Genomic DNA, 22,259 nt, shown 5'->3' on the forward strand with positions numbered 1-22,259 from the left:
CCTTTATATTTAAGTCGTTATGACCTTACTTGTTTAACTTCAACTTTATTAAGAAGAGAAAGAATATCATCTTTCTTCGCCAAATCATCCGAAAATGCCGTTCCACTTCCTGATGCAATTCCCATTTTAAAAGCCTTTACAGGGTTCTTTGACTGAATAAACTCCCCTGTAAAACCAGCAATCATAGAATCTCCAGCCCCAACTGAATTCTTAACCGTTCCTTTAGGATTAATTCCTTTATATGTCCCATTCTTCGTAAATAATAATGCACCCTCGCCAGCCATAGAGACAATAACATGTTCTGCACCTAATTCCAGCAATTTTTCACCATAATGAAGCACATCTGCCTCATCTTTTATAGTTACCTGGAATAACTCCTGCAACTCTTCTTTATTTGGTTTCACTAGCAAAGGCTTTAGAGGTAACGATGTCATTAAATCCTTACCAGTAGTATCCATAATGAAAGAAGCTTGTTGACTAGAGATTATTTGGATTAGCTGGTTATAGTAGTCATCAGGAAGGCTTGGTGGCTTACTACCAGATAAAATCACCGTATCCTCTTGTGTTAATTTTTCAAGCTTCTGCTTGAGTTGATTTGCTTCTTCTTGGGTAATAGAAGGGCCGCGTCCATTAATTTCCGTCTCTTCATTAGATTTTATTTTAATATTAATTCTCGTATCTTCTTCAATCGAAATGAAATCCGTATTAACTCCGTCTTTCGTTAACCAGTCAGAGATAAATTTACCAGTAAATCCTCCCAAAAATCCTAAGGCGCATGATTTCATTCCTAGTTCGCGTAATACTCGGGATACATTTATGCCTTTCCCACCTGGTAATTTAAGATCCCTATCCATTTTATTTAACTTCCCAAGGTTTACTTGTGAAACGCTTACCACATAATCAATAGAGGGATTAAGTGTTACGGTGTAAATCATTTCTCTGCCTCCAAAATCGTTGTATTTTCTTTAAATGATGTTAAATCTATATCACTATGATTCGTAATGATGGTTACATTGCTCATGTCACACACTCTTACAAAATTAACCTTATTCCATTTCGACTGATCGGCAACAATATAGCTACTAGCGGACGCAGCTATTGCTAACTTTTTAATAGCTGCTTCTTCAGGATCTGGTGTTGTACAACCAAATTCTTGATCTATTCCATTAATCCCGATAAACGCTTTATCAAATCGATAATCTTCCAAATTACGAAGGCTACTCGAACCAACCATTGCCTTAGTCGATGCTTTGATTTTTCCACCTAGTAGTATGGTGTCGACCTGATAATCCGATAGTAAAGAGGCATGTTGAACACCATTTGTTACTACTGTAATGTTCCCAACCTTTATAAAATCTATAATCGCTAGAGTAGTTGTACCCGCGTCTAAAAAGATAACGTCATTTTCTTCTATAAGAGATGCAGCTAATTTTCCAATTACTGTTTTTTCTTGAGTGTTTTTGAACGATTTCTCTTGAGCAGTTAACTCTTCATCCAAATGGTAAATTCTCTTTGCACCACCATGAATGCGCTTTAAATAACCTTGTTCCTCAAGATGGTCCAGGTCTCTTCTAATAGTAGACTCAGAGCAATTTAACATACTCATCAAATCTTGTGTTTTTACAATACCAGACTTATTAAGCAGGTTTCGAATAACGGAATACCTTTCATCAGTTAACATCACACACCTCCTAAAACGGTATTTTACCACCAAATTCATTCAAAAACAATCAAATGCGTTTTCTAACCGTTGAGAGCTAGTTTTAATTTATCCAATTTAATATTTCCCAAAACAAAAGAGCTTGTTGAGGGAATAATTCCTCAACAAGCCTTCACATTAAACTAAACTATTATTTTTTGCTAAATTGCCCACTATATTCCTCTTTGGCTACCATGGATAATGGATACTGACTGATTAACTAACTCAATAAATCGTGAATGTCTTCTTCTGTGAGGGTCCCCATTTGTGCATCCTTTGGATCAATTACTTCTTCTATCAAATGCCGCTTCTTATCTTGTAGTAGATTCATTTTTTCTTCAATTGTTCCTTTAGCTACGAGCTTAATGACTTGAACAATGTGTTTTTGCCCCATGCGATGGGCACGGTCTGCTGCTTGTTCTTCAACGGCTGGATTCCACCAGCTATCGTAAAAAATAACCGTGTCTGCACCTGTTAAATTGAGCCCTGTCCCACCAGCTTTTAACGAAATTAGAAAGATATCTCGTTCTCCTGCATTGAACCTGTTACACAGCTCCACTCTCTCCTCAGACGGGGTTTGTCCGTCTAAATAGAAATGAGAAATTCCACTACCAGTTAGTTCATGACCAATCAAATGCAGCATCTTGGTAAATTGTGAAAAAATCAGCATCCTGCGTCCTGCGTTTCTTGCTTCTTCCACAATACGTAGCAATTGTTCAAACTTTGCTGAAGAACCTTCATAACCATCGACAAACAAAGCTGGATGACAACAGATCTGCCGTAGTCTGGTTAACCCAGCAAGGATTTTAATTCTATTTTTCCTAATGGTATCCTTATCTAAATGCCTTAAGGTTTTATGACGTAGTTTTGCCAAATAACTTGCATATAGTTTCTTCTGTTCTGGCAACATATCACTGGCATCAATAACTTCCTTTTTCTCTGGTAGTTCCCCAAGCACATCCTCCTTCACCCTGCGTAGCATAAATGGGCGAATTCTACGGGAAATCTGCTTGTTTGTTAATTCACTGTACTCTCTTAATCCTAAGAATAGCTCTGGGAAAACAACATGAAAAATCGACCAGAGTTCCTCTAAATTATTTTCCATTGGTGTCCCGGTTAAGGCAAAACGATGTGTTGCCTGGAGCTTTTTCACGACACGGGCAGTCTGGGTTAAAGCATTTTTAAATACTTGAGCTTCATCAAAAAAGGCGACATGATATTCCTGGTCCTGATACCACTTTATATCACTTCGAAGCAATGGATAGCTTGTGATAAGCACGTCTATCTCGTCAAGATCCGATTGTAGATTTACTCGCTCTGTCTTATTTCCATCCATAATTACTGTCTGAATTTCTGGTGCAAACTTCATGATTTCACTTTGCCAATTGTAGGTAACCGATGACGGACAAACAATTAATACCTTATTTCCCGATTCACGAATCATGGAAAGCTCAGATAATATAAAAGCAATACTCTGTACTGTTTTCCCAAGACCCATGTCGTCTGCTAGAATTCCTCCGAATCCGTAGCTTGCAAGTGTCTTCATCCACTTGAAACCGTCTTTTTGATAGTTTCGCAAAACACCTTCTAACTGAGACGGAACATCAAATTCTAATTGTTCTGGATGTTGCAACTTCCCTAGAAACTCTCGAAAAGATTCTTCCATTGAGACGGCATTACTTTCCTCAAAGTAATTTAATAGCCTAAGTCCCTCCACAACAGGTACTTCAAAGGTCTTTTCCCATTCATCATCTTGAGCTGGGACGGACTGTAAGAAGCGCTGAATTTCTTCCATTTCTTTGGATTCTAAGGAGAATAACGTACCATCTCGCAGTCGGTAATACTTTCGCTTTTCTTCCAACGCTGCTAATATTTCTTTAATCTCTGCTTCTGGAATCCCATCAATTGTAAAGGTAAATTCTAGAAAATGATTCTTTTCCCGATAATGTCTTACCTTGAATTTCGGTATCGTAGTTTTGGGTAAAATTCGCATTCTCACTGCAGTTGTTGCATACACTTGAACTAATTTCTGTAATTTTGGTAATTCATGGTATAAGAAATTATATTCTATTTCTTCATTTTGAATATAATAGCCACTCTCCGTTTGGTTAAACTGGCTATCCACCATCAATTGAAGAATCTCTTCTTCCTTCTCCATATCACGGATAATCATAGAGCCTACCTTTGGTTGCCTATGATCAAGTGGATTAATCACTACATTTTCATAATGAAATTCTAATCCAGCTAGCAGTCGATTTTTCAATCGATCAAGATATAGCTTTGCCTTTAATGGCGTTTTTTGGATCTCGGCTGTAATTTCTCCAGATAAATGAACTTCTCCCATTTTTCTTAACTGTGGCAAAAGCTTTTCCATGTAATATTTCAATCCGTGCCGAGGTATAGGAATTTCATTTGTTCTGGAATTGTCTAACATACGTTTTAATTCAAATAAGCGTTCTGCTTCCCCTCTTTTGACCGGAACAATTTTACCACCAGCAAGTACCGTGTCATAGTCTTTTAAAATAACCATGTTAGGTAATCCGTCAATAATTAGTCGATATCCATGATCATCAGTACCAGTAAATTCAAATGTTAGTGGTAGTGGAGCATCTGACACTGTGAAATCCTGATAATGTCTTCCTTTATATTGCAAGGTTACTTGTGGAGCTTTTACTAATAATGGTTCCAGCCTCTTCCAAGAGGATGATGGGACAGGTAGGATACCATTGTCTGATTGGTGGTTTACCTTTGCCCGGATATACAATTTTTCATCATCCATTATATGAATCAATTGCTGTATAACCATATCTGTTTCTTCTGCAAAGCAATGTTTCGTTGGGTCATATGTCAGACTTTTGGAGTGGACATACTTGCTACCTTCTCTTATTCGTTCTAGGAATTCACGAATATCTGTTACTTGCTTTGAGCCGATGACCATGCCAATACCAAACATATTAGTTCTATCCTCTGCAGGTATCACTTTGCTAAGAATGGTCGTCTTTAACACGGTTCTATTTTCAAAATGGCGCCTGTAACCACTTGTTGGAATTGGAGTAGACTCAAATAATTCTAATAATCCTTCCGAAAGTTCTCCGCCACTATATTCAGGAACAAACTCATCATGTATCTGTTTTTGCTGAAGATGCTGCCAAGCAATTAAAACGGCGGCAACATGTTGGCAATCCTTCTGTATGGAAGAAAGCGATGGACAACTACAAGTCGCTGTGAAGCTTTCATTATTTTTCATGAGTTGGACACAGAATTCCTCTATCCCATGAACCTTGGCATTTAAAGTATCTGGAGTTACCTCTTCAATCATGACCTTTCCACTATGATAAAAGGCATCCCCTCTTTTAAAGGAGACTGCCCCACATCGTTCTTTGATGATCTTTTGATTTAGTTTAATTTGCATGAAGGCGCCTCCTCTTTGGGACAATGGGTCAGGTTTACTGTCCCACTTCTGATTTGGGACGGTAAACCTGACCCCTCGTCCCACCACCGAACAATTATCTACTTACTCAATTTATCATGAAGTCCAAAAACTCGCCAGTACATTAGATTGTTTGAGATGCTACTTATATAGGCAAAAGCCATAGTGAGGTTTTGTTGGAACATACTACTTAATAGCTACTCATAAACTATTAAGGGGACAGTCCGTCTATATAGCATTACAACATAAAATTGATGATTTACCAGTTTTTTGGAACATTTGTCAGTTTCGAGCCGTCCTATTAGAAAGATAGAATAGTCTAATCACAAAAAAGGGGTGTCAAGATGAAAAAATCCATATTTTTGATTCTAGTTGGACTTTGTTTTTTCATGTTTCTAGCTGCATGTAGTAACGAGTCGAAAAGCGGTGATTCAGCTGAACTAGCTGAGGATTATGATAGTAGTGAAGAAAAGTCTGAAGGTTACAGTCTGTCAAATTCAGCAGAAAATGAAAGTGTTAATGAAGAATCAGATGCACCACAAGATGATAAGAGAGCTTCAACCAATAAGGCAGACCTTGCTGTAGACCGAAAAATAATTTATACTGCTAATCTAGCTATTGAGGTGAAAGATTTTCAACCCTCTTTCAACCATATTCAGTCGAAAGTGACAGACTATGGTGGCTATATTGTGGAATCGAATATGAGTGGAGTCGAAGGGGATGACATGGCAAATGGTTATATTACAGTGCGAATTCCTCAGGACCAATTTCGAGACTTTATTCAGTTAGTTGAAGATGGCAGTAGTAAAGTATTAGAAAGTACGATTTCAGGTCAAGACGTGACCGAAGAATATGTTGATTTGGAATCACGTCTGAAATCAAAACGTGTCGTGGAAGAGCGATTACTATCCTTCATGGAGAAAGCAGAAAAAACAGAAGATCTCCTTACCATTTCAAATGATTTAGCTAAAGTGCAAGAAGAAATCGAGGAAGTTTTAGGACGAATGAAGTACTTAGAGAATAGAGCAGAACTCGCAACCATTACCATTCACATTCAAGAAAATAATGTGAAACTTTCAACCATCCATGACGACGATTTAAACACATGGGAACAAACAAAACAACAATTTGTGAAAAGTATTAACATGCTCCTAGCCTTCTTTTCTAACCTTTTTGTTTTCCTAGTTGGAAACTTACCGGTCCTTTTATTATTAGGGATTATTGGTGCAGTAACATATTTATTTATTAGGAAAAGAAAAGAAAGTAGACCCCATGATTAAATTATTGACTCTGGCTGTAAAGAGAAACCATATTGAAAGAAGATAAGTCGTAACATGAAAATGCTCTCTACTAGTTTATAGTGGAGAGCATTTTATCTAACACCTTACATATTTACGTTTAAAACCCAGCTTTCCTCTGTCTAGTTCCTTTTGAATACTTTCATAAGCGTTGAGGATACTATTCTTTTTCTTTTCTCGTATTACTTCTACCGGACCTATTTCTTTGGCTGTCTCGACGGCCTTTTCATGGAGTGGTAGATAGGATATCCCTACCGTATACACAAAATTATTCATTGATACTTTCGTTCTTTCTGGGGCGTCATGTATGGTATTTTTCACCATTTCAAGCATGTTAGCAATTTTATGTTCGTCGAACTCAAAGTCTTTGCGGTTTCCTAATAGCCAGCAATAACAACTCCAACCCGCTGACATTCTTAGCTCTTCTCCGCTTCTAATCCATTTATCTGCAACAACTTGCGCTATATCTGCTTCCGATAATGTGACGGCTACCACATAATCAGAAATCATATAGAAATATGCAGAATCCATCCAACGATCATAATCCGACTCCGTCATGCCATTTGGATCCGCAATAATGCCTGCAAAATACATAGCGTCATAGTTCCCTGTTGCATAAAGTTCCTCTGCTAATGGTTGATTTATTTTAATCTTTTTAGCGATGGGCTTCATCGCACCTGTAGCCACACCAAAAAGTGGCTCATGAGCACCATTGGACATGTACATTTTTTTCGTTCTTTCCTTACCAAGGGCTTCAAGCTCTTGCATAACAGTCTGTAAATCCATCCTACTGCACTTCCTTCTTTTCTCGAATTCCTATAGTTACTAGTAATAGTATAGCAAATTTGTCCATTTATCTACATGCTAGGTACAGACTTGATAATCCAACTTAATTCAATGTTTTAGTCATGATTATGTCTGTTTGTTCTTCATCACCCATATAAAAAGAGTGTGCCCCCATTTGAACAAATCCTATTTTTTTATAAAAAGAAATAGCATTTTCGTTCTTTTCCCAAACACCTAGCCATATTTTCTTTTTATTATGTTCTATTGCGATTTCAATGGCTTTATTTAGCAGAAGTTTACCAAGCCCTTGTTTCTGAAATTTGCTCTTTATATAAATTCTCTCGATTTCAAGTGATTCATTGTCCATTTCTTCAGACTGAGCATCGTCGACATTAATCTTTAAATACCCAGCAACCTCATCATAAATAAAAACAAAGTAGAATTGTGATGAAGGATTAGATAATTCCTTTTCTAATTGTTTTACATTAAATGCCCTTTCCAAATATGCATGCATATTTTCGGGCGAATTCTGTTCCTTAAATGTATCATTAAATGTTTCATAACTAATTTCTTGAAGGGATTGCAAATCTTCCACGGTACATTTTTTAGTAGTTATAGTCATAATAATATGTAGCTCCTCTACCTCTTCTTTTTATTCTATAGCCTTTTTCTCTTCTATGTATTCTTTGAATGCTTTTTGAACTTTATCTTCTTTAGGGGCTATAGTTGAAATTCTCTTTTGGATATCACTAAGTAAGTACAACCCTCTAAAAATACAGCCTACTACAATCCCAAAAGCAATAATGCCACCAACAATTGGTCCGCCCATCATCAATAAGATGAATCCTAACAGTGTACTCAATATGATTGATATCAGTAAATACATGTAACCTCTCCCTGTCTATAGCCAAAAATTTCATAAAATGTTAGCTCAAATTAACATTAAACCACCATACAACAAGGAAAATACTCACAATCCCCCAAATTGTAGTCCCCATAATCCACCAAACTACCGGTGTCGTCAAATCTTTCTCACTTTCTTTATTACTTTTTAAGAGAGCAACCTTACGTTCCATACCTTTTTTCATAGAAACAAGAACAACAAATCCAATCACGACAAAACTTAGCGTTATCCAAAATAATAGACCCACTTCTTTCCCCACCCATTAATATACTAAATTCATAAACTAGTCTTCACCAATAAACATTATCCCTACAAAGGATATGAGAAATACTAATACAACTATTGAAAGTGCGACTGGCCCGACCATCTTTAAATATCCTGCTTCCCTTTTATTAAAAGCCAGAATGGTAAATAACAAACCTACTATTCCCGCAATGATCGCAGAGTAAAATAGAAAGAACAGAATAGGTACAATGATTCCTTCTGGTTTATCAGGAGCAAAATAATAGCTAGAAGCCATCGCAATCCCACAATACAAACTCAAAATAGCAGACCATTTACTATACTTATAGTTCATATTTATTTCCCCCAATCTCTTTAACTGGTAAAACAACAGATGATTGAATATATTCTTATTCTTATAATTCCTTCCTATCGTTCAATACGTATCAAATCATCAGAAGGGGTTAGATACTTCTTTTTTCCTATTGTAAAATCAGCTCCCTGACGTTCTACTTCAACATATTGAACAACCTTTTCATCGTTCATGAAAATTAATAAATATATATCGTCTCTCCAATCAATATCACTTGGATCATTATAATCAACACCTAATTGCTTCTCTATTTCTTCTGGTGGAGTATAAGGGGTAAATAAAAATGCCTTTTCCCAATCGAAAGATGTCCATGATGTAAGATTTATTTCATTTTTGTTCTTATCTTCTATTATCGAATAAAGCGACTTTTCTAAGTCTATATTGTGTTGAATACTACTACATCCTACTAATAATAGTAAAAAAATGATAAAAAAAACCATTACTTTTTTGATAACAAATCTCTCCTTCCTTCTTATTCAAAAGAGTTTTCACTCAATACAAACATAATCGTACAAAATTTTGTCCAATTGAAATTAGTTCCTTTCGTTATTCAACTTGGCTATAGATTTAATATACAGCATCCCTTGCCAAGGTTTATAAATATTGTATAATTCATTTTAAGTATTCAGTTTTCTAAATCAAGCTTCTCTGTGGTAAAAATGTAAAAATGATTCCGTACCCGCATTCTAAAATCCAGCAAAAAAGGTGATACGAATGAAAAAGAAGCTTATTCTTCTTGATATGATATGCTATGTCGCACTTCCATTTTTAATTTGGAATTACGGCAGGGAGCTATTGGGTGATTATCCAGCAATGCTTATATCAACTATTCCTGGCTTTATTTATACCGTTTACCGCTTCGTAGTAGAACGGCAATTTAATATTGCTGGATTGTTTATTATTGGATCATTGTTTATTAATACAACAGTAAATCTATTGTCGGGATCAGCTGAACAAATGCTGTGGAACGGAGTTTACCTAGGGTTGTTTTATGCCTTGATTCATTTCATAGTGTTCATAATTAAACGCCCACTAGCATTATACTTTGCAGTTGATTTTGTTTATTCGCAAGGTTGGTCAAGAAACGAAAGCACTCCTGTATTTTATATGAAAGGTAATTTCAAGTGGTTTCAAATCATACAAATACTTTTCATTATACGCGGATTGTTCATTGCAGGCTTGAAGATGTGGTTGCTACAAAAATATGGTGTAGAAGGTTATAATCAGATGCTTATTTATAGGCAAATAAGCGAATGGCTTTTTGGGTTGCTCATTACAGCTATATTTATTTATACTAACGTGCCAATAAGTAAATACTTCGAACAAATACGGATGGAAGAAGCAAGGGCGGATTCCAAAGTTAATAAGTCTTTGATTTAGCTACATGCAAAAAGGCTTGGAATAATAAATTCTAAGCGTGTTAAATTGCAATTATCAGGAGAACAATTATCCTTTAAATGATAAGCCTGCTTCTTCTAATGAATTTCTCATAATCGGTAGAGATGCTGGTCCAATACCATGGATTTTTAGAATTTCTTTTTCGGTATACATTGCAAGCTTTTGTACCGTATCAATCCCTTCGTGAATTAAAGCATTCCTAGCGGGAGAACTTAGTTTTGATAAGAAACCATTTTTAGGTTTATTCTCTTTATTGCAGGTAGGACAACTTTTACAATCACTGCTCTTGTAATACTTATGTCCCTTTTCACAAATCCTTAAACTTTTTTCAGCTGTCAAAATACTCCCTCCAATTAAATTTTATTTGTTATACAATATCGACTAAATCTATGTATGTCCCTATTTCAAGAATACTCTTTGTTAACTCAAGTATAATTATTTTCACTATCCCTATCAAACATATACATACTAGCCTAATTTTCTTCCATAATTAAATACGGATGAACTTCATAATGGTTTCACTCTCTTATGGGAAACTATTTTTTTAAACGACCTACCGTGACAAGACACTTTTCCTTAAAATCTGTATTAACCATAGGAATTATATGTACACTTCTAGGCTTTTTTCTTCTTGCTTTCACAACTTTGAAATCCGTCATCTATGGCTTATTATTTTGAATGGTGATGGCCAGGTCGTTAGGTTTTGGTAGATGTCGGATTAGCTCTACCCGATTAGGGACTGTGCTGGATGCCGGATTCGCGAAGGAGTTCCTAAAAGTCGCGCATTTGGATGAATTTGGCGTGACCTTTTGCAACTCTCGCGCAAGAGTAAAGAAGAAACGCGTGACTATAGGCAATCCCGATCTCCCGCCGAACTCGCCAAACAAAAAACAACTTACAAATGACATATCACCATTTGCAAGTTGTTAGAAAAATCTTTCCTTATCAATTTGTTATCCCATTCTTCTCTTCCTCATTGGTTGAAGTTTCAAATACGTAACCGACCGCCACAACCATTCAAACGGACCAAATCGAAACTTCTTTAACCATAGTTTACTGAATGCTATTTGACCAGCAAAGATTACTAGACAGATGACCGTTCCCATAAATAGGCTGATACTCCCATACCAACCAAGTCCTATAAATATAGCAAGGGAAATAATCGTTTGAAATAAATAATTTGTTAAAGCCATTTGACCCACATAGCCTAACAACCGTAATCTCTGTTGCCATACTTCTCTTCTAAGAAGTAATGTCAAAGCAGAAATATAAAATAGACATAACGGATAACTACTAATACTGGTTAATACTAGAATAACGTACGTTTGTTTAATTCCCCAATCTATAATCCCTAAAGTGAATAGTGCTAATAATGCTACTAACGGAATGCTGATAAGTAAAGTAATTAGACGGATCTTTTTAAGAAACTGTACATGTTTGGATACATCTTGGAAGATACCTGCCTTCCCTACTGCTAACCCAATCAGAAACATTGCTAGTACTGGAAGCATTGCCGGAATGATATTTAGAAGAATCATTGGTAACTCTGCTCCAAGGCGATAGCTAACCCATTCAAGGTATCCAGCGTTTTGGTAGACTGCTACATACTCTGAAACGGCACTTTCCATTATTGTTGTCGATACTTCTATTTGCTCCAAAATGGAATTTGGTATTAATAAGGTTAGAAGGTTGAACACATTATACACTAATAATAAACTACCCGCCCAGATTAACATGGTCATGATTTTTCTTTTAAAAAATAATAATAAGAACAATCCTGCAAGTGCATATGTATGTAAAATATCTCCAAACCATAGTGCAATAAGATGAATGAGTCCAAACAGTAATAAAGCTATCATTCTTCTCACAAAAAGACTCGTTGCACCTAATCCCTTCATTTCAGCTCGGCTAATAAAAATATAAAACCCTAGTCCAAATAGAAACGAGAAAATAGTAAAAAACTTCATGTCGATAAACAATGTAAAGAATGCATCTAACCAATAATCGATTCCGGTATAGACCGGTTCATAACCATGCATTTGTTTCATAAAAATAGCACTGTGAAACGATGGCATATTCACTAAAAATATCCCAAACAATGCAAACCCTCTGATGATGTCAATTGTAAGGATCCGTTCCTTACTAGCAATTGGTGAATTTCCCATAATATCTTCCCCTTATAAAGTCTCTTTTCTCTCTTTTTCATTGTTGTCCATCAGATTTACGTTTGGACTTCTATAAAGGTTTCAAAGTCTAGACATATCACAAGATTTTCTCCCTTAAAGTTAATACCATCATTTTAAAGGGTATTTCTTTAATCTGAAACAAAGGAGAATTCACCTGTATTACAGTCCTTATTAGACAAGTTCCATGTAAAATCTTCTTTCATCCTCCATTACTTCAAATCCAACGGACTTATATACACTTAGTGCTTTTTCATTCTCTGTATCTACCATTAACTTCGCTTTATTCAGCCCAACATCTTTTAGATAAGTAAGCGCGGTTGTCAAAAGAAATTTAGCTATTCCTTGTTTTCTCCATGCTACCTTAACAAACACATCCTCGACGACACCCATCTCATCTTCTTGCCAGGCCATCGCACAAGCTATGATACTTCCATTTTCCCATACTGGAATGGCAGTCCAGGAAGGATTACTCTTATATTCACGTAATCTCTTAAGGCCTAGTGCACTATCTGGCCAAATTTCACACTCTGCTTCTAAATATTGCTTTTCCTCTTCCAAACTATCCATCTTCCAAAATTCCGATTTTAGAATTGGGTGAGATAAGGCAATAGGCTCTATCGGTTGTTGTAAATCTCTTTCCATTGTGTATAAGGTTTCAAAGGGCTTAAAACCCTTCTCATCTACAAAAAAGCGATTGTTATTTGCTTCCGTCCCAAAATTACCTACACAAAAGTTTGTTTGGTAATTAGCAGAAAGATGCTGTTTCAGCTCCAAGGCACGATCGTATAATACCTGAAATAACCGATTCAATAGTTCAAAATCTAGTTCTCTATCGGGCAGTGTCTTCAAATTTAAATAGATACTATGTTTGCTTCCTTTCGGGTGCCCATCTGGAATGCTATTAATAATCTCAACCTGACCTTTTCCTACCATTTCTCCATTTTCAAAAGCACAAATTACATTTTTCCAATTCTCTTCCGGGCCAATCCACCAAAACACGACCTTTCTATCCTTTGTTACCTTTTGGTAGAAATCACCTAATAACGGCATATCCTCTTGCTTGAAATTTCTTATCTCTATGTTCATATCGTATAATTTCTCCTATTTCTATGGAATGAAGTGCAACAGGTCCTATCTTTCCAACCCAGCAATTCCAAAACCACCAGGTCCTGCATGAGTGGAAATCATGGCACCTGCCTGTAGCCAATCTACCATTTCAAATCCGGATTCATTTGCTATAGTAGTCATTCTCGTCTTAATTTCTTCTGATAACCCAACAGAATACAGTAAGTAGATTTGACTTTTATCCAAGTCATATTGGTTTAAATAGTCCCGGAAAAGTTTTTCTGTAACCGAGCTCATGTTACCACGATACTTTTTAGTAGATACAAGGTTTCCATCTACCAATTCAATACGAGGTTTAATCTTTAATAAAGCTCCTCCAAGATAAGCTAGATTACTAACTCTTCCCCCAGCTTTTAGGAACTCAAGACTCCCAGGTACAAAAGCTAGTCTAGATTTCGGCACAATCGATTTAATTTTTTCTATTAGATAAACAGGCTCCATAGTAGGGTCTTTTGCCAATAGGTCCACTGCATACATGACAATGGCAGTTAATCCTCCAGTAACATTGAGCGCATCAATAAGATGAATATCATCCATGTCTTCTGTCGCAACTAGAGCGTTTTGGAAAGACGAAGATGCCTTAGACGTATATCCTATATGAATAATGACACATTCTGGATTGTTTGCTTTGATTTCCTTAAAGAACTCTTCATATTCATGAATATTCGTAGCTGTTGTGGAAGGGATTTTTTTCTTTTTCTCGTGGTAGTCATATATTTCTTCTACTGGTAGTGATCCGTCCAGATAATCCTTATCATCCATGATAACGTGCATCGGAACCACGTGAACATGATGTTTGCTAATCCATTCTTGCGGTAAATCAGCTCCACTTTCCGTGGTTAAAATAATTTTACTCAATTAAAAATCCCCTCTCTTCTTCCATAACTTTAATAACTAACTCTTAGTACCTAGTCTAACTATACAATAAAAAATAACTTATTTCAGAATTTTTTATAATTATTTTTCCATTAAAAAGAACCTGATGCTCTTAGAGCATCAGGTCCAAATTAGATAAATTGTTCGTAGGGTTCCTGTCGATCTGTCTCACATTAAGAAATATGAGCCTTTTCTTTCATCATTTAAATATATTTATGTTCATAGACTGATTTCTTCTTTTGGTTACCCGTGCTCTCGAAGAACGAAATAACCTCCGTAATCGCGTTCTCCAATAAATCTCTATCATTAGTTTTTTCTAGCTGTTCAATTGCTTTTTCAATTTCTTCTGGAAAGTAGTTTAATTGATTTTTCTTTATGCCCCAGACAATTTATTTCTTCAACTAAAACAACCGTGATTACACCTATTAGGGTGGTCAGCTAAATTCTTTTCCATACTCTAATCTAAATTGAATAGTTCCGAAATGATTTCAGTACTCCCTGGTGTAAACATAAATATTGATACGGCGATACATAAAATTCCTACAAATACGAAGCTAATTTTTTTATTTCCACGTAGTCCCTTAACAACTAATAATATTCCCACCATTAATAGTAAGAAATACCAAAAACCCATAATCTCACTCCTTCATCGAATGATGTAACCGTGAACCCATGCATCATTTAGATTACGTACATCCCTTCAAAAATAAAATATTGTTACATTACTTTTTCTCAATCCTTTTAAGCTCTATTTAAACCCCCATGTGAATTCCACAATCTATTTACGGCGACTAATTCTCTTTCATTAAATTCCATTCTGTATATATCTGGTTTTGAGGTATGCAGCAAAAACTCTAAATCATATTTTCTATCAAAATAACTCATCATTAACGTCATTACTGCCCCATGAGTACCTACAACTACTTTCTGTCCTCGATAAGTATTTAATATTTCTTTTAAGGTTTTGATAGCTCTTGTCTGACAATCCTTATTTGACTCTCCTCCAGGCAAAGCAAAGTTGGGTTCAGAAAATGACTTGTTTAAAAACGTCAATAATTCTTCATCAGATAGTCGCTTGTCCTCTACGGTAAATATTCTCTCTTTAAGGTCCTCGACTACCGAAACTTTATGTCCTAATTGATCTGCTAGGTCTTGTACAGTTAGAATGGAACGCTTGTATGGACTTGAGAAAACTGCATCAATACTTTCTTTTTTTAAGATATTCGTTATTCGTTGGGCGTCTTTATTTCCTTCTTCAGATAATCCTCTTGTTCTCTCATTACCGACTTTTGGTGAATCACCATGTCTCACCATGTAAATAAAAGTTCTCATACTAGCCCCCAAGTTAATTTAATTTAAACAATTGTATTTGTTTCATAAAACTCCCAATTTCAATTATATACATATACATTCTATATATATAGATATTCTATGCATATAACTATACTACAATATTGTCTTAACAAGTTCAATCAAATTTGCAGAATTATATAAGTACTTATTCATAAACTAATACTTAAATAAAAAAAGATACCTGTGAAGGTATCTTCCCTTATAATATAATACTTAAAATAACTAACTCTTTACTACAAGTTTATCAATGATTACAATGCATTTTCATCCATATAAACGACTTCCCATAAATGACCGTCTAAGTCCTGAAAACCCCATCCATACATAAATCCATGATCTTGAGGCTCGGTATCGGTTTTGCCGCCAGCTGAAAGTGCCTTATTTACCAACTCGTCCACTTGCTCTCGACTTTCAGCCGATAAGCAGAAAATCGCTTCGGAGGCAGTAGTAGTATCCACAATTTCCTTCTTACTAAACTCTTTGAATCGTTCCTCATTCATGATTAAAGCAAAGATATTGTCATTGATGATTATACTGGATGTGCTCTCATTGCTGAATTGCGTGTTTAACTCAAAACCGATCTCTGTCAAAAAGTTGGTAGACTTTTTCACATCTTTTACTGGTAAATTGATAAAGATATTTTTGGATTTAAATGCCAATTTATTCACCTCCTCTTCAAATTATCATAGACAAGAGTGGTAAGTCAAACTATATTCTTATTATTAATAATAGTCTATTTATTCCGGTTGGGCTATCCCCCTTTTCGAAGATTAATCAAATTACTTTCTATTTTTCATCACTTCAGCTAATGCCTTAGAGTTTAAATCTTTTTCCTCATATAGTTTATCAATGATGCTTTGATAGTCCTCTTCATTTCGATTTTGACTTAATTTATAAGCAGCTTGAGATTCTTGTATTTTAATTTTAAATCCAACAATTCCCTTGATTTGTTTTTTAGTTTGGGAAGAAAGATTTTCCCATAAAACAGGGTCCTTACGAAATTGCTCATATTTTTGAAGTAGTAGTTTAAGGTCTTCTTCTAATTCCTGTTCACTCATAATAGTTGCTGTTCCATATATATGGACAGATTGATAGTTCCATGTTGGTACATTTTCAGATTTATACCAAGAAGATGAAATATAAGCATGCGGACCTTGATACATGACTAGGACGTTTTCACTATCATCCTCCAATGTTTCCACCTGAGGATTCGCATAAGCAAAGTGTCCCGTTATATAGTAATCATCTCCTTGTTTATGTAACTCTAAAGGCAAATGAGTGGCAATAGGCTTTCCTTGTTTTGTCGTTACAATTGTTCCAAAAGAGTTATTCTGAATAAATTCTCTGATTTCATCAAAGTCTGTGACCTTAAAATGTTTAGGGATATACATAAGTATCCACCTTTCAAAAAATTAATTATTTTGATCACCTTGTTTAACTTGCGCCACATTTCTTTGTTCTCTATTTAATTTAATAAATATAATAGTTGGAAGTAATCTTAAGAAAAAAGCTTATTGATTTAAAACAGTCAAAAAGCCACAGAATTATATAATATAACCCTGTGGCTCGAATGTTGTTTTCGAATCAATTATGCTTTATTATAATCGCACATCAAAATGGAAAATCACTTTTTAAAATTTAATGAATCCGAATGAGTGAGACGCAAATATTTAATTCCCAAGGTTAACTTCATTAAGTTTCTAGATTGCATAGCCTCACTCCCTTACATAATATTATGAATATTCTACCATCAAAAGCCATTAAAGTCAACCTACCTTACAGTCTTATTCAACTACACCGCTCCATTAGTGAAATAAAATTTAACACGGAATGCTAAAGGACCCTTTACGGTAAGTGAGTCTATTCAATTAAATCCATTGAAGTATCTTTTTTATCGATTCAAACCACATTTGATTTACTTAAATCATGTTTAGAAGATGGGTTGTTTTTATTATTGATGTATAGAAGAATCTTATTTAGAGTGATCAATAAATAACCTAAAATTATCAAAGCAAAGAAAAAAGCGATAGTGAATAATGCAACATTCGAATAACTGCCAACACCGACTGGAATTTCTCCATTAGGGTTTAAAAAAAAGTAAGGATAAAAACCATCAAATAAACCTCTCAGCATTGAAACAACAGTATAAAGTAAAGGATAAAACATCCAATAAAAGATGAATTTATAGCTGTACTTTTTCTTGATTTCAAAGACAATAAAATTAATAAATACGAGTATTGGTATCATGTAATGAAGCGTATAGTTAGTGATAATCCGAATTCCACTGTATTCTCCTCCGCTTGCGAGAAGGAAATGATAAGTTAAAATATTGATGGACATATAAATAATGGAGCAGTTTTTTAGAAAATCCAGAAGTGGAATCTCATCCTTTCTCGACAAAATGACTAAGCTGCTGAATAAAAATGTTATGGAAACAATGAGGTTAGAATGAATTGTGAATTTTGTTGTAGATATCAAAGGTGCGGGTGAATAGATAATATGTAATAAAACGCTGATGAAACCTATTAATGAGATTAAGATATGTAAAAGTAACTTTAATTTAAGCATCATTTCTTTTCCGTTTAAATTACCCATCACATTTATTCCTTTCATAATAGTCAACATAGACATTTATCTTTCAAAATGAAAAAGGTATGTTTAACTCTAGCACCTAAAAGTTAAAGTACATTTCATTACCAATTTAGCCATCCTTCTTGTTAATGGTAATGTGTAATTTCTTATCCTCGTTGAAAATAGTTTGGACCATATTAGGAGAAGTTTTTTATCATTTTGTGTATATAGGCTATTTGACCGATATGGTAAGCATTATGTGTAGTAGCATTTCCAATTAAAGCCCACCACTGAGCCTCAACAGGGAAACCATTTACATTTGATTCTAGCTTCTCTTCTGTTATCAATTCTTGCCAGCGTAACAGCACCTTCAGTAATTGTTCTTTCAACTCTACAAAACTTCTATCTTTTGGGACAAGAAAACTGCCTGCATTATCTTCTATAGATTGCACGACATGAACGTTAGATTTTTCATACCTTAATTGCCATACTTCATTCCAATAGATAAGATGTTGAACAATTTCAGCGATACTATGACTTGCCCCATCAGGCTTCCAATTTGCCTCTTGATCAGAGATTCCCTCAACCGATTCTTGAAAGGAAGCATACCAACTACGATCATTTGCATTGGCTAATAACTGGTCCACCAATACCGTTTTAGCGTGGATCATTTTTACCCGTCTCCTTCCTTGTTATTGGTATAAAATCGTTTTCCCACTAATGGTAAGTATAACTTTACTTACTGATGATCTTTATTTCTCTAATAGGAAAATAAACAATGTTTGTTGTTCCTATTATCTTTTCCAATGGAATAGCCCCAATATGACGACTATCCCTACTTCCTTGTCTATTATCCCCCATAACGAACAGATGCCCTTCTGGAACTACATCACTGCCCACTGGAGTTTCTCTTAATGTAAATGAGCCCGTTAGAGGACCATCCACCATTTTTTGTTTAAATTCGTCTAAATACGGTTCATCGTAAGGCGTTCCATTTATATACAATTGATCATCTATATACTCAATACGGTCTCCAGGTAATCCAATCACACGCTTTATGTAATCTTCGCTCTCCGATTTTTGAAATACAACTATATCAAATCTTTTGGGTTCACCTATTTTGCTTACTATCATTCGGTCTTTGTCTTGCAAAGTAGGTTCCATTGAAAAGCCATCAACTACAACTGGCGTAAATAAGAAGGTACGGATAATAAAGGTTAAAATAATTGCAATAAAGAGTGCCTTAATCCAGTCCCTAATCCCATTATTACCTTTTGCCATTCACATTCATCCTCTCGCAATTCAGTTCTCACCTGGAATACCCGATAGAAGTAGCCCAAAATGACTCAAATTCACATGCTTCAAATAATTACATAGCCCTTAGAATCAATTTTAGGGAGATAATTCGATAAATAAAATAAGACATTTTTTCTTTCCCCATCCTGTATTTAGCTAAAGCTCTATTTCTATACTAACATAATATTCCAAAAATATGATTAGTATTTTTATCAATAGATAAAGGCGGTTCTAGTTAATCACCGTCTTTAGTTATTACATCTGAAAGTTGAGTTAGATTTAGACTAATTACCATCTTTTCTCTATAAACACCACCTAAATTATTGACAAAAAAAATTATTTGTGCTATAATTTACAATTGTCTTTCTATTGTATATAATAAGGTTCTCCTGGCCAGGGGAATCTTATTTTTTTATTTAGGAGGACGATGGTATGAAGCAAAATGAGTCCAGTTTAACTTCCTTGGTATCGGCTTTCGCTCGAGCATATCATAGTAAATATGACACACCAAAAATTTTTGATGATTTTATTGCAAACAATTTAATTTCCGAAGAAGAGTTTTCAGCTATCAGCAAGAATATGGTTAACGGTATTCAATTCTTCAACAGAGATATTGGACAAAAATTTAAAAATAATCCAAAAGAAATTTTAAAATGGATTACACAAGTCCAGCTTTCCCCAACACCATTAGCGCGCTCTGCCTATTCTGAAAAAGTATTACTTAATGAAGTTAAGTTAGGAGTAAAACAGTATGTCATACTTGGAGCTGGTTTAGATACTTTTGGTTTCCGATATCCAGAGTTAAAAAACAGTTTACAGATATTTGAAATTGATCACCCAGCTACACAAGAATTTAAAAAGGAAAAGTTAGAGATTGCTAAACTTACTATCCCGGATCATCTTCATTTTGTTTCTATGGACTTTACAACTAAGTTTTCTCTTCAAGATTTAATAGATGAAGGGTTTGATAACAAAAAAACATTTTTTAGCCTTTTGGGTGTTTCATATTATTTAACTAAAGAAGAAAATGAAGCCTTAATCAATCATTTATTTTCTAACGTTCCCTCGGGTAGCTCTATTGTTTTGGACTACGCAGATGAAAAACTATTTGAAGAAAAAGGAATGTCTAATAGAGTGGAAAATATGGTAAAAATGGCTTCAGCAAGTGGAGAACCAATGAAATCGAGTTTCACTTATAATGAAATTAAGAATTTATTAGAAAATTCAGGTTTACTAATTTACGAACATCTTTCACCAGCTATGATAAATGACCTTTTCTTTACGAATAGGAAAGATTATTTGTCTGCATTCGAGACAATTCATTATATTCACGCTGTAAAGAAATAATTTTCAAATCAAATAAGCCACTTAATCATTATGTTGATTGAGTGGCTTTTATTATTTTCCATGTGACAATATCAATTAAAACCTGGATTTCGCCGTTAATACCTTTAGCAGAAGATTTACTTTCGACTCACGAATAGATTAGGAACACGAAAAGCACTAATGAAGTTAAAGGCGCATTAAAAATAGTTGGACCGGAGTCATTAACCATCTCCAGATTAGCTCCAATAATAAAGGAATATTCCTTACAGTATCCTAATGGCAGATTAATATCAACCAAGGTACACCTGGACAAAACCAAATTGACTTAATTAATGGGCGGGTAGATGTTGCTTTCATGGTCTATCCAGAAATAAAACTTATAAATTGCATTCATAATTCACTAGGTGAAGAAAAAATCGTTCTAGTGAGAAGTAATATTTCTGTCTTGCCTTACATTACGATTAAAGAAGAAGTATAGAGTGGTTTACTAAAAGTCTTAAATCATTTGGAATAATTCGATCCAATCTATTCTCATACGCTAATCAAAAAGAAAAAGTATTTGTCTTCTGCAGTAGAGGCATTTTAAGAGCTTGTTTTAAATTGATTTAGTGATACTGAAGAAATAAACAATCATGAAATAGAATTAGCTCAACAAGGTTAAAAAGAAAAGGAAAATTCCCTAAACAGGATTATTTCCTTTTCTTTTTTATCTTCCAAATTTCCTATTAAACTATAGTTAAATAACGGTTGCATCATTCTATTTAGGTAACACACCCATTACTTGAATATCAATTACTGGTTTCTGTGTAGTTATCCTTAAAAAACCTTAATAATATTTTATTTAATAAACGAAGAATTAAATAAATTATGAAATAATTAAATAAAAATCCTCCTAATTCAAAGTTAACATAGCCATTTGAATAATAATTAAACCATTGAGCAGGAAATCCATAAAAATAACTACCATCTTCAATATAAACCCCTAGAACCGGTACAAATACGAGGCCTATCGTAATCATATAACTTATGAAATACACGTTTTTATAAAGTCTTATATCTTTTCCAAATAAATATACCCCTATCACTCCTATTAACAGAGAAACAATAATAACAGGTACTATAAAATTTAGCTCTCCAATACTGGTATAATACCTATTACTAAAAATCATTAGCAATGCTAAAACGCTAATAATATATAAAACTTGAAGTTTTCCTTTATTCATAATTACCCCCTCATTATTTTGAAATATTCTAATGTAACCTGCCCGGTAGTACAGCATCTTTAAATACATTGATATTGACATAATACTGCAAACAATTTCACAAAAAAGTTTGATCATTTGCATCGATAATCGTAATCCATCCCGACCGATTGCCTATGATAAAAATGAGTCCTGTATTAGCATCCTGCTAAAT

The 22,259-nt window shown here is 34.7% G+C and carries 24 protein-coding genes and 1 pseudogene; 4 read left to right on the forward strand and 21 right to left on the reverse strand.

Features of this window, described 5'->3' with window-relative positions; translation table 11 throughout:
* Positions 1-17 precede the first annotated feature (17 nt).
* The 3 genes from pfkB to TY11_RS19395 form a co-directional block, all read right to left on the reverse strand.
* Entirely contained in the window at positions 18-935 is a 918-nt protein-coding gene (gene pfkB, locus TY11_RS19385; protein ID WP_042150147.1) for a 1-phosphofructokinase, read from the reverse strand.
* Positions 932-1,681 carry a DeoR/GlpR family DNA-binding transcription regulator gene (locus TY11_RS19390; RefSeq protein WP_042150151.1) on the reverse strand — a complete coding sequence of 250 codons (750 nt, stop codon included), beginning with the start codon at positions 1,679-1,681 and terminating at the stop codon, positions 932-934. Before TY11_RS19390 ends, pfkB begins: the two co-directional genes overlap by 4 nt.
* Positions 1,682-1,919: 238 nt before the next feature.
* Positions 1,920-5,111 (reverse strand): DEAD/DEAH box helicase, encoded by a 3,192-nt coding sequence (locus tag TY11_RS19395; protein WP_042150155.1) that lies wholly within the window; start codon positions 5,109-5,111, stop codon positions 1,920-1,922.
* A 362-nt stretch (positions 5,112-5,473) separates the two neighbouring features.
* Here TY11_RS19395 and TY11_RS19400 point away from each other — a divergent pair, with 362 nt between their 5' ends.
* Positions 5,474-6,409, forward strand: a complete 936-nt coding sequence (locus TY11_RS19400) for a DUF4349 domain-containing protein (RefSeq protein WP_042150157.1) — start codon at positions 5,474-5,476, stop codon at positions 6,407-6,409.
* Positions 6,410-6,505: 96 nt separating this feature from the next.
* Here the strand turns inward: TY11_RS19400 and TY11_RS19405 are convergent, their stop codons facing one another.
* The 6 genes from TY11_RS19405 to TY11_RS19430 all read right to left on the reverse strand — a co-directional run bounded on the left by TY11_RS19405 (position 6,506) and on the right by TY11_RS19430 (position 9,152).
* On the reverse strand, positions 6,506-7,213 hold the full coding sequence (locus tag TY11_RS19405; protein ID WP_042150160.1) for a DNA alkylation repair protein: 708 nt from the start codon (positions 7,211-7,213) through the stop codon (positions 6,506-6,508).
* Between the two features lie 103 nt (positions 7,214-7,316).
* The gene (paiA, locus tag TY11_RS19410; protein WP_042150163.1) at positions 7,317-7,835 is read right to left on the reverse strand and encodes a spermidine/spermine N(1)-acetyltransferase; all 519 of its coding nucleotides are present in this window, start codon (positions 7,833-7,835) and stop codon (positions 7,317-7,319) included.
* Between the two features lie 30 nt (positions 7,836-7,865).
* Entirely contained in the window at positions 7,866-8,099 is a 234-nt protein-coding gene (locus tag TY11_RS19415; protein ID WP_042150166.1) for a hypothetical protein, read from the reverse strand.
* 40 nt (positions 8,100-8,139) lie between these two features.
* Positions 8,140-8,364 carry a hypothetical protein gene (locus TY11_RS19420; RefSeq protein ID WP_042150170.1) on the reverse strand — a complete coding sequence of 75 codons (225 nt, stop codon included), beginning with the start codon at positions 8,362-8,364 and terminating at the stop codon, positions 8,140-8,142.
* A gap of 36 nt (positions 8,365-8,400) precedes the next feature.
* On the reverse strand, positions 8,401-8,694 hold the full coding sequence (locus TY11_RS19425; protein ID WP_042150173.1) for a hypothetical protein: 294 nt from the start codon (positions 8,692-8,694) through the stop codon (positions 8,401-8,403).
* 74 nt (positions 8,695-8,768) lie between these two features.
* Positions 8,769-9,152: a hypothetical protein gene (locus tag TY11_RS19430; protein ID WP_052345911.1), complete on the reverse strand. Its 384-nt coding sequence runs from the start codon at positions 9,150-9,152 to the stop codon at positions 8,769-8,771.
* Positions 9,153-9,426: 274 nt separating this feature from the next.
* Between TY11_RS19430 and TY11_RS19435 the strand changes: the two genes are divergently transcribed.
* The gene (locus TY11_RS19435) at positions 9,427-10,092 is read left to right on the forward strand and encodes a VC0807 family protein (RefSeq protein WP_042150177.1); all 666 of its coding nucleotides are present in this window, start codon (positions 9,427-9,429) and stop codon (positions 10,090-10,092) included.
* Positions 10,093-10,158: 66 nt separating this feature from the next.
* Here the strand turns inward: TY11_RS19435 and TY11_RS19440 are convergent, their stop codons facing one another.
* From TY11_RS19440 to lepB, 11 genes are all read right to left on the reverse strand, one after another.
* Entirely contained in the window at positions 10,159-10,449 is a 291-nt protein-coding gene (locus TY11_RS19440) for an RNA polymerase alpha subunit C-terminal domain-containing protein (protein ID WP_042150179.1), read from the reverse strand.
* A 614-nt stretch (positions 10,450-11,063) separates the two neighbouring features.
* Positions 11,064-12,275, reverse strand: a complete 1,212-nt coding sequence (locus TY11_RS19445) for a DUF418 domain-containing protein (protein WP_042150181.1) — start codon at positions 12,273-12,275, stop codon at positions 11,064-11,066.
* 192 nt (positions 12,276-12,467) lie between these two features.
* Entirely contained in the window at positions 12,468-13,382 is a 915-nt protein-coding gene (locus tag TY11_RS19450) for a GNAT family N-acetyltransferase (protein WP_042150184.1), read from the reverse strand.
* A gap of 45 nt (positions 13,383-13,427) precedes the next feature.
* Positions 13,428-14,279, reverse strand: coding sequence for a DegV family protein (locus TY11_RS19455; protein ID WP_042150186.1), 852 nt, complete (start codon positions 14,277-14,279; stop codon positions 13,428-13,430).
* Between the two features lie 475 nt (positions 14,280-14,754).
* Complete coding sequence (locus tag TY11_RS20745) at positions 14,755-14,931, reverse strand: hypothetical protein (RefSeq protein ID WP_197025132.1); 177 nt, start codon at positions 14,929-14,931, stop codon at positions 14,755-14,757.
* A 107-nt stretch (positions 14,932-15,038) separates the two neighbouring features.
* Positions 15,039-15,629, reverse strand: a complete 591-nt coding sequence (locus tag TY11_RS19460) for a histidine phosphatase family protein (protein WP_042150189.1) — start codon at positions 15,627-15,629, stop codon at positions 15,039-15,041.
* Positions 15,630-15,901: 272 nt separating this feature from the next.
* The gene (locus TY11_RS19465; protein WP_042150192.1) at positions 15,902-16,309 is read right to left on the reverse strand and encodes a VOC family protein; all 408 of its coding nucleotides are present in this window, start codon (positions 16,307-16,309) and stop codon (positions 15,902-15,904) included.
* 120 nt (positions 16,310-16,429) lie between these two features.
* Complete coding sequence (locus TY11_RS19470; protein WP_042150195.1) at positions 16,430-17,041, reverse strand: FMN-binding negative transcriptional regulator; 612 nt, start codon at positions 17,039-17,041, stop codon at positions 16,430-16,432.
* A gap of 508 nt (positions 17,042-17,549) precedes the next feature.
* Positions 17,550-18,245, reverse strand: coding sequence for a Pr6Pr family membrane protein (locus TY11_RS19475; RefSeq protein ID WP_042150198.1), 696 nt, complete (start codon positions 18,243-18,245; stop codon positions 17,550-17,552).
* Between the two features lie 173 nt (positions 18,246-18,418).
* Positions 18,419-18,892: a DinB family protein gene (locus TY11_RS19480; protein WP_042150201.1), complete on the reverse strand. Its 474-nt coding sequence runs from the start codon at positions 18,890-18,892 to the stop codon at positions 18,419-18,421.
* A 64-nt stretch (positions 18,893-18,956) separates the two neighbouring features.
* Positions 18,957-19,502: a signal peptidase I gene (lepB, locus tag TY11_RS19485; protein ID WP_042150203.1), complete on the reverse strand. Its 546-nt coding sequence runs from the start codon at positions 19,500-19,502 to the stop codon at positions 18,957-18,959.
* A gap of 447 nt (positions 19,503-19,949) precedes the next feature.
* Here lepB and TY11_RS19490 point away from each other — a divergent pair, with 447 nt between their 5' ends.
* The gene (locus TY11_RS19490; protein WP_042150206.1) at positions 19,950-20,864 is read left to right on the forward strand and encodes a class I SAM-dependent methyltransferase; all 915 of its coding nucleotides are present in this window, start codon (positions 19,950-19,952) and stop codon (positions 20,862-20,864) included.
* 95 nt (positions 20,865-20,959) lie between these two features.
* Positions 20,960-21,429: pseudogene (locus TY11_RS20940) on the forward strand (LysR substrate-binding domain-containing protein); the annotation flags it as partial.
* A 202-nt stretch (positions 21,430-21,631) separates the two neighbouring features.
* Here the strand turns inward: TY11_RS20940 and TY11_RS19495 are convergent.
* The gene (locus TY11_RS19495) at positions 21,632-22,066 is read right to left on the reverse strand and encodes a hypothetical protein (RefSeq protein WP_042150210.1); all 435 of its coding nucleotides are present in this window, start codon (positions 22,064-22,066) and stop codon (positions 21,632-21,634) included.
* Positions 22,067-22,259 lie beyond the last annotated feature (193 nt).

The organism is Paucisalibacillus algeriensis (genome assembly GCF_000577245.1).
Taxonomy (GTDB): domain Bacteria; phylum Bacillota; class Bacilli; order Bacillales; family Amphibacillaceae; genus Ornithinibacillus.

Bases quoted from the DNA above. Each gene is read 5' to 3' on its own strand.
- TY11_RS19425 (WP_042150173.1), bottom strand. From the start codon at position 8,694: ATGAACTATAAGTATAGTAAATGGTCTGCTATTTTGAGTTTGTATTGT.
- TY11_RS19415 (WP_042150166.1), bottom strand. From the start codon at position 8,099: ATGTATTTACTGATATCAATCATATTGAGTACACTGTTAGGATTCATC.
- TY11_RS19490 (WP_042150206.1), top strand. From the start codon at position 19,950: ATGAAGCAAAATGAGTCCAGTTTAACTTCCTTGGTATCGGCTTTCGCT.
- TY11_RS19475 (WP_042150198.1), bottom strand. From the start codon at position 18,245: ATGGGTAATTTAAACGGAAAAGAAATGATGCTTAAATTAAAGTTACTT.
- TY11_RS20745 (WP_197025132.1), bottom strand. From the start codon at position 14,931: ATGGGTTTTTGGTATTTCTTACTATTAATGGTGGGAATATTATTAGTT.
- TY11_RS19390 (WP_042150151.1), bottom strand. From the start codon at position 1,681: ATGTTAACTGATGAAAGGTATTCCGTTATTCGAAACCTGCTTAATAAG.
- TY11_RS19395 (WP_042150155.1), bottom strand. From the start codon at position 5,111: ATGCAAATTAAACTAAATCAAAAGATCATCAAAGAACGATGTGGGGCA.
- TY11_RS19405 (WP_042150160.1), bottom strand. From the start codon at position 7,213: ATGGATTTACAGACTGTTATGCAAGAGCTTGAAGCCCTTGGTAAGGAA.
- paiA (WP_042150163.1), bottom strand. From the start codon at position 7,835: ATGACTATAACTACTAAAAAATGTACCGTGGAAGATTTGCAATCCCTT.
- TY11_RS19400 (WP_042150157.1), top strand. From the start codon at position 5,474: ATGAAAAAATCCATATTTTTGATTCTAGTTGGACTTTGTTTTTTCATG.
- TY11_RS19480 (WP_042150201.1), bottom strand. From the start codon at position 18,892: ATGATCCACGCTAAAACGGTATTGGTGGACCAGTTATTAGCCAATGCA.
- TY11_RS19470 (WP_042150195.1), bottom strand. From the start codon at position 17,041: ATGTATATCCCTAAACATTTTAAGGTCACAGACTTTGATGAAATCAGA.
- TY11_RS19445 (WP_042150181.1), bottom strand. From the start codon at position 12,275: ATGGGAAATTCACCAATTGCTAGTAAGGAACGGATCCTTACAATTGAC.
- TY11_RS19495 (WP_042150210.1), bottom strand. From the start codon at position 22,066: ATGAATAAAGGAAAACTTCAAGTTTTATATATTATTAGCGTTTTAGCA.
- TY11_RS19430 (WP_052345911.1), bottom strand. From the start codon at position 9,152: ATGGTTTTTTTTATCATTTTTTTACTATTATTAGTAGGATGTAGTAGT.
- TY11_RS19435 (WP_042150177.1), top strand. From the start codon at position 9,427: ATGAAAAAGAAGCTTATTCTTCTTGATATGATATGCTATGTCGCACTT.
- lepB (WP_042150203.1), bottom strand. From the start codon at position 19,502: ATGGCAAAAGGTAATAATGGGATTAGGGACTGGATTAAGGCACTCTTT.
- pfkB (WP_042150147.1), bottom strand. From the start codon at position 935: ATGATTTACACCGTAACACTTAATCCCTCTATTGATTATGTGGTAAGC.
- TY11_RS19460 (WP_042150189.1), bottom strand. From the start codon at position 15,629: ATGAGAACTTTTATTTACATGGTGAGACATGGTGATTCACCAAAAGTC.
- TY11_RS19450 (WP_042150184.1), bottom strand. From the start codon at position 13,382: ATGAACATAGAGATAAGAAATTTCAAGCAAGAGGATATGCCGTTATTA.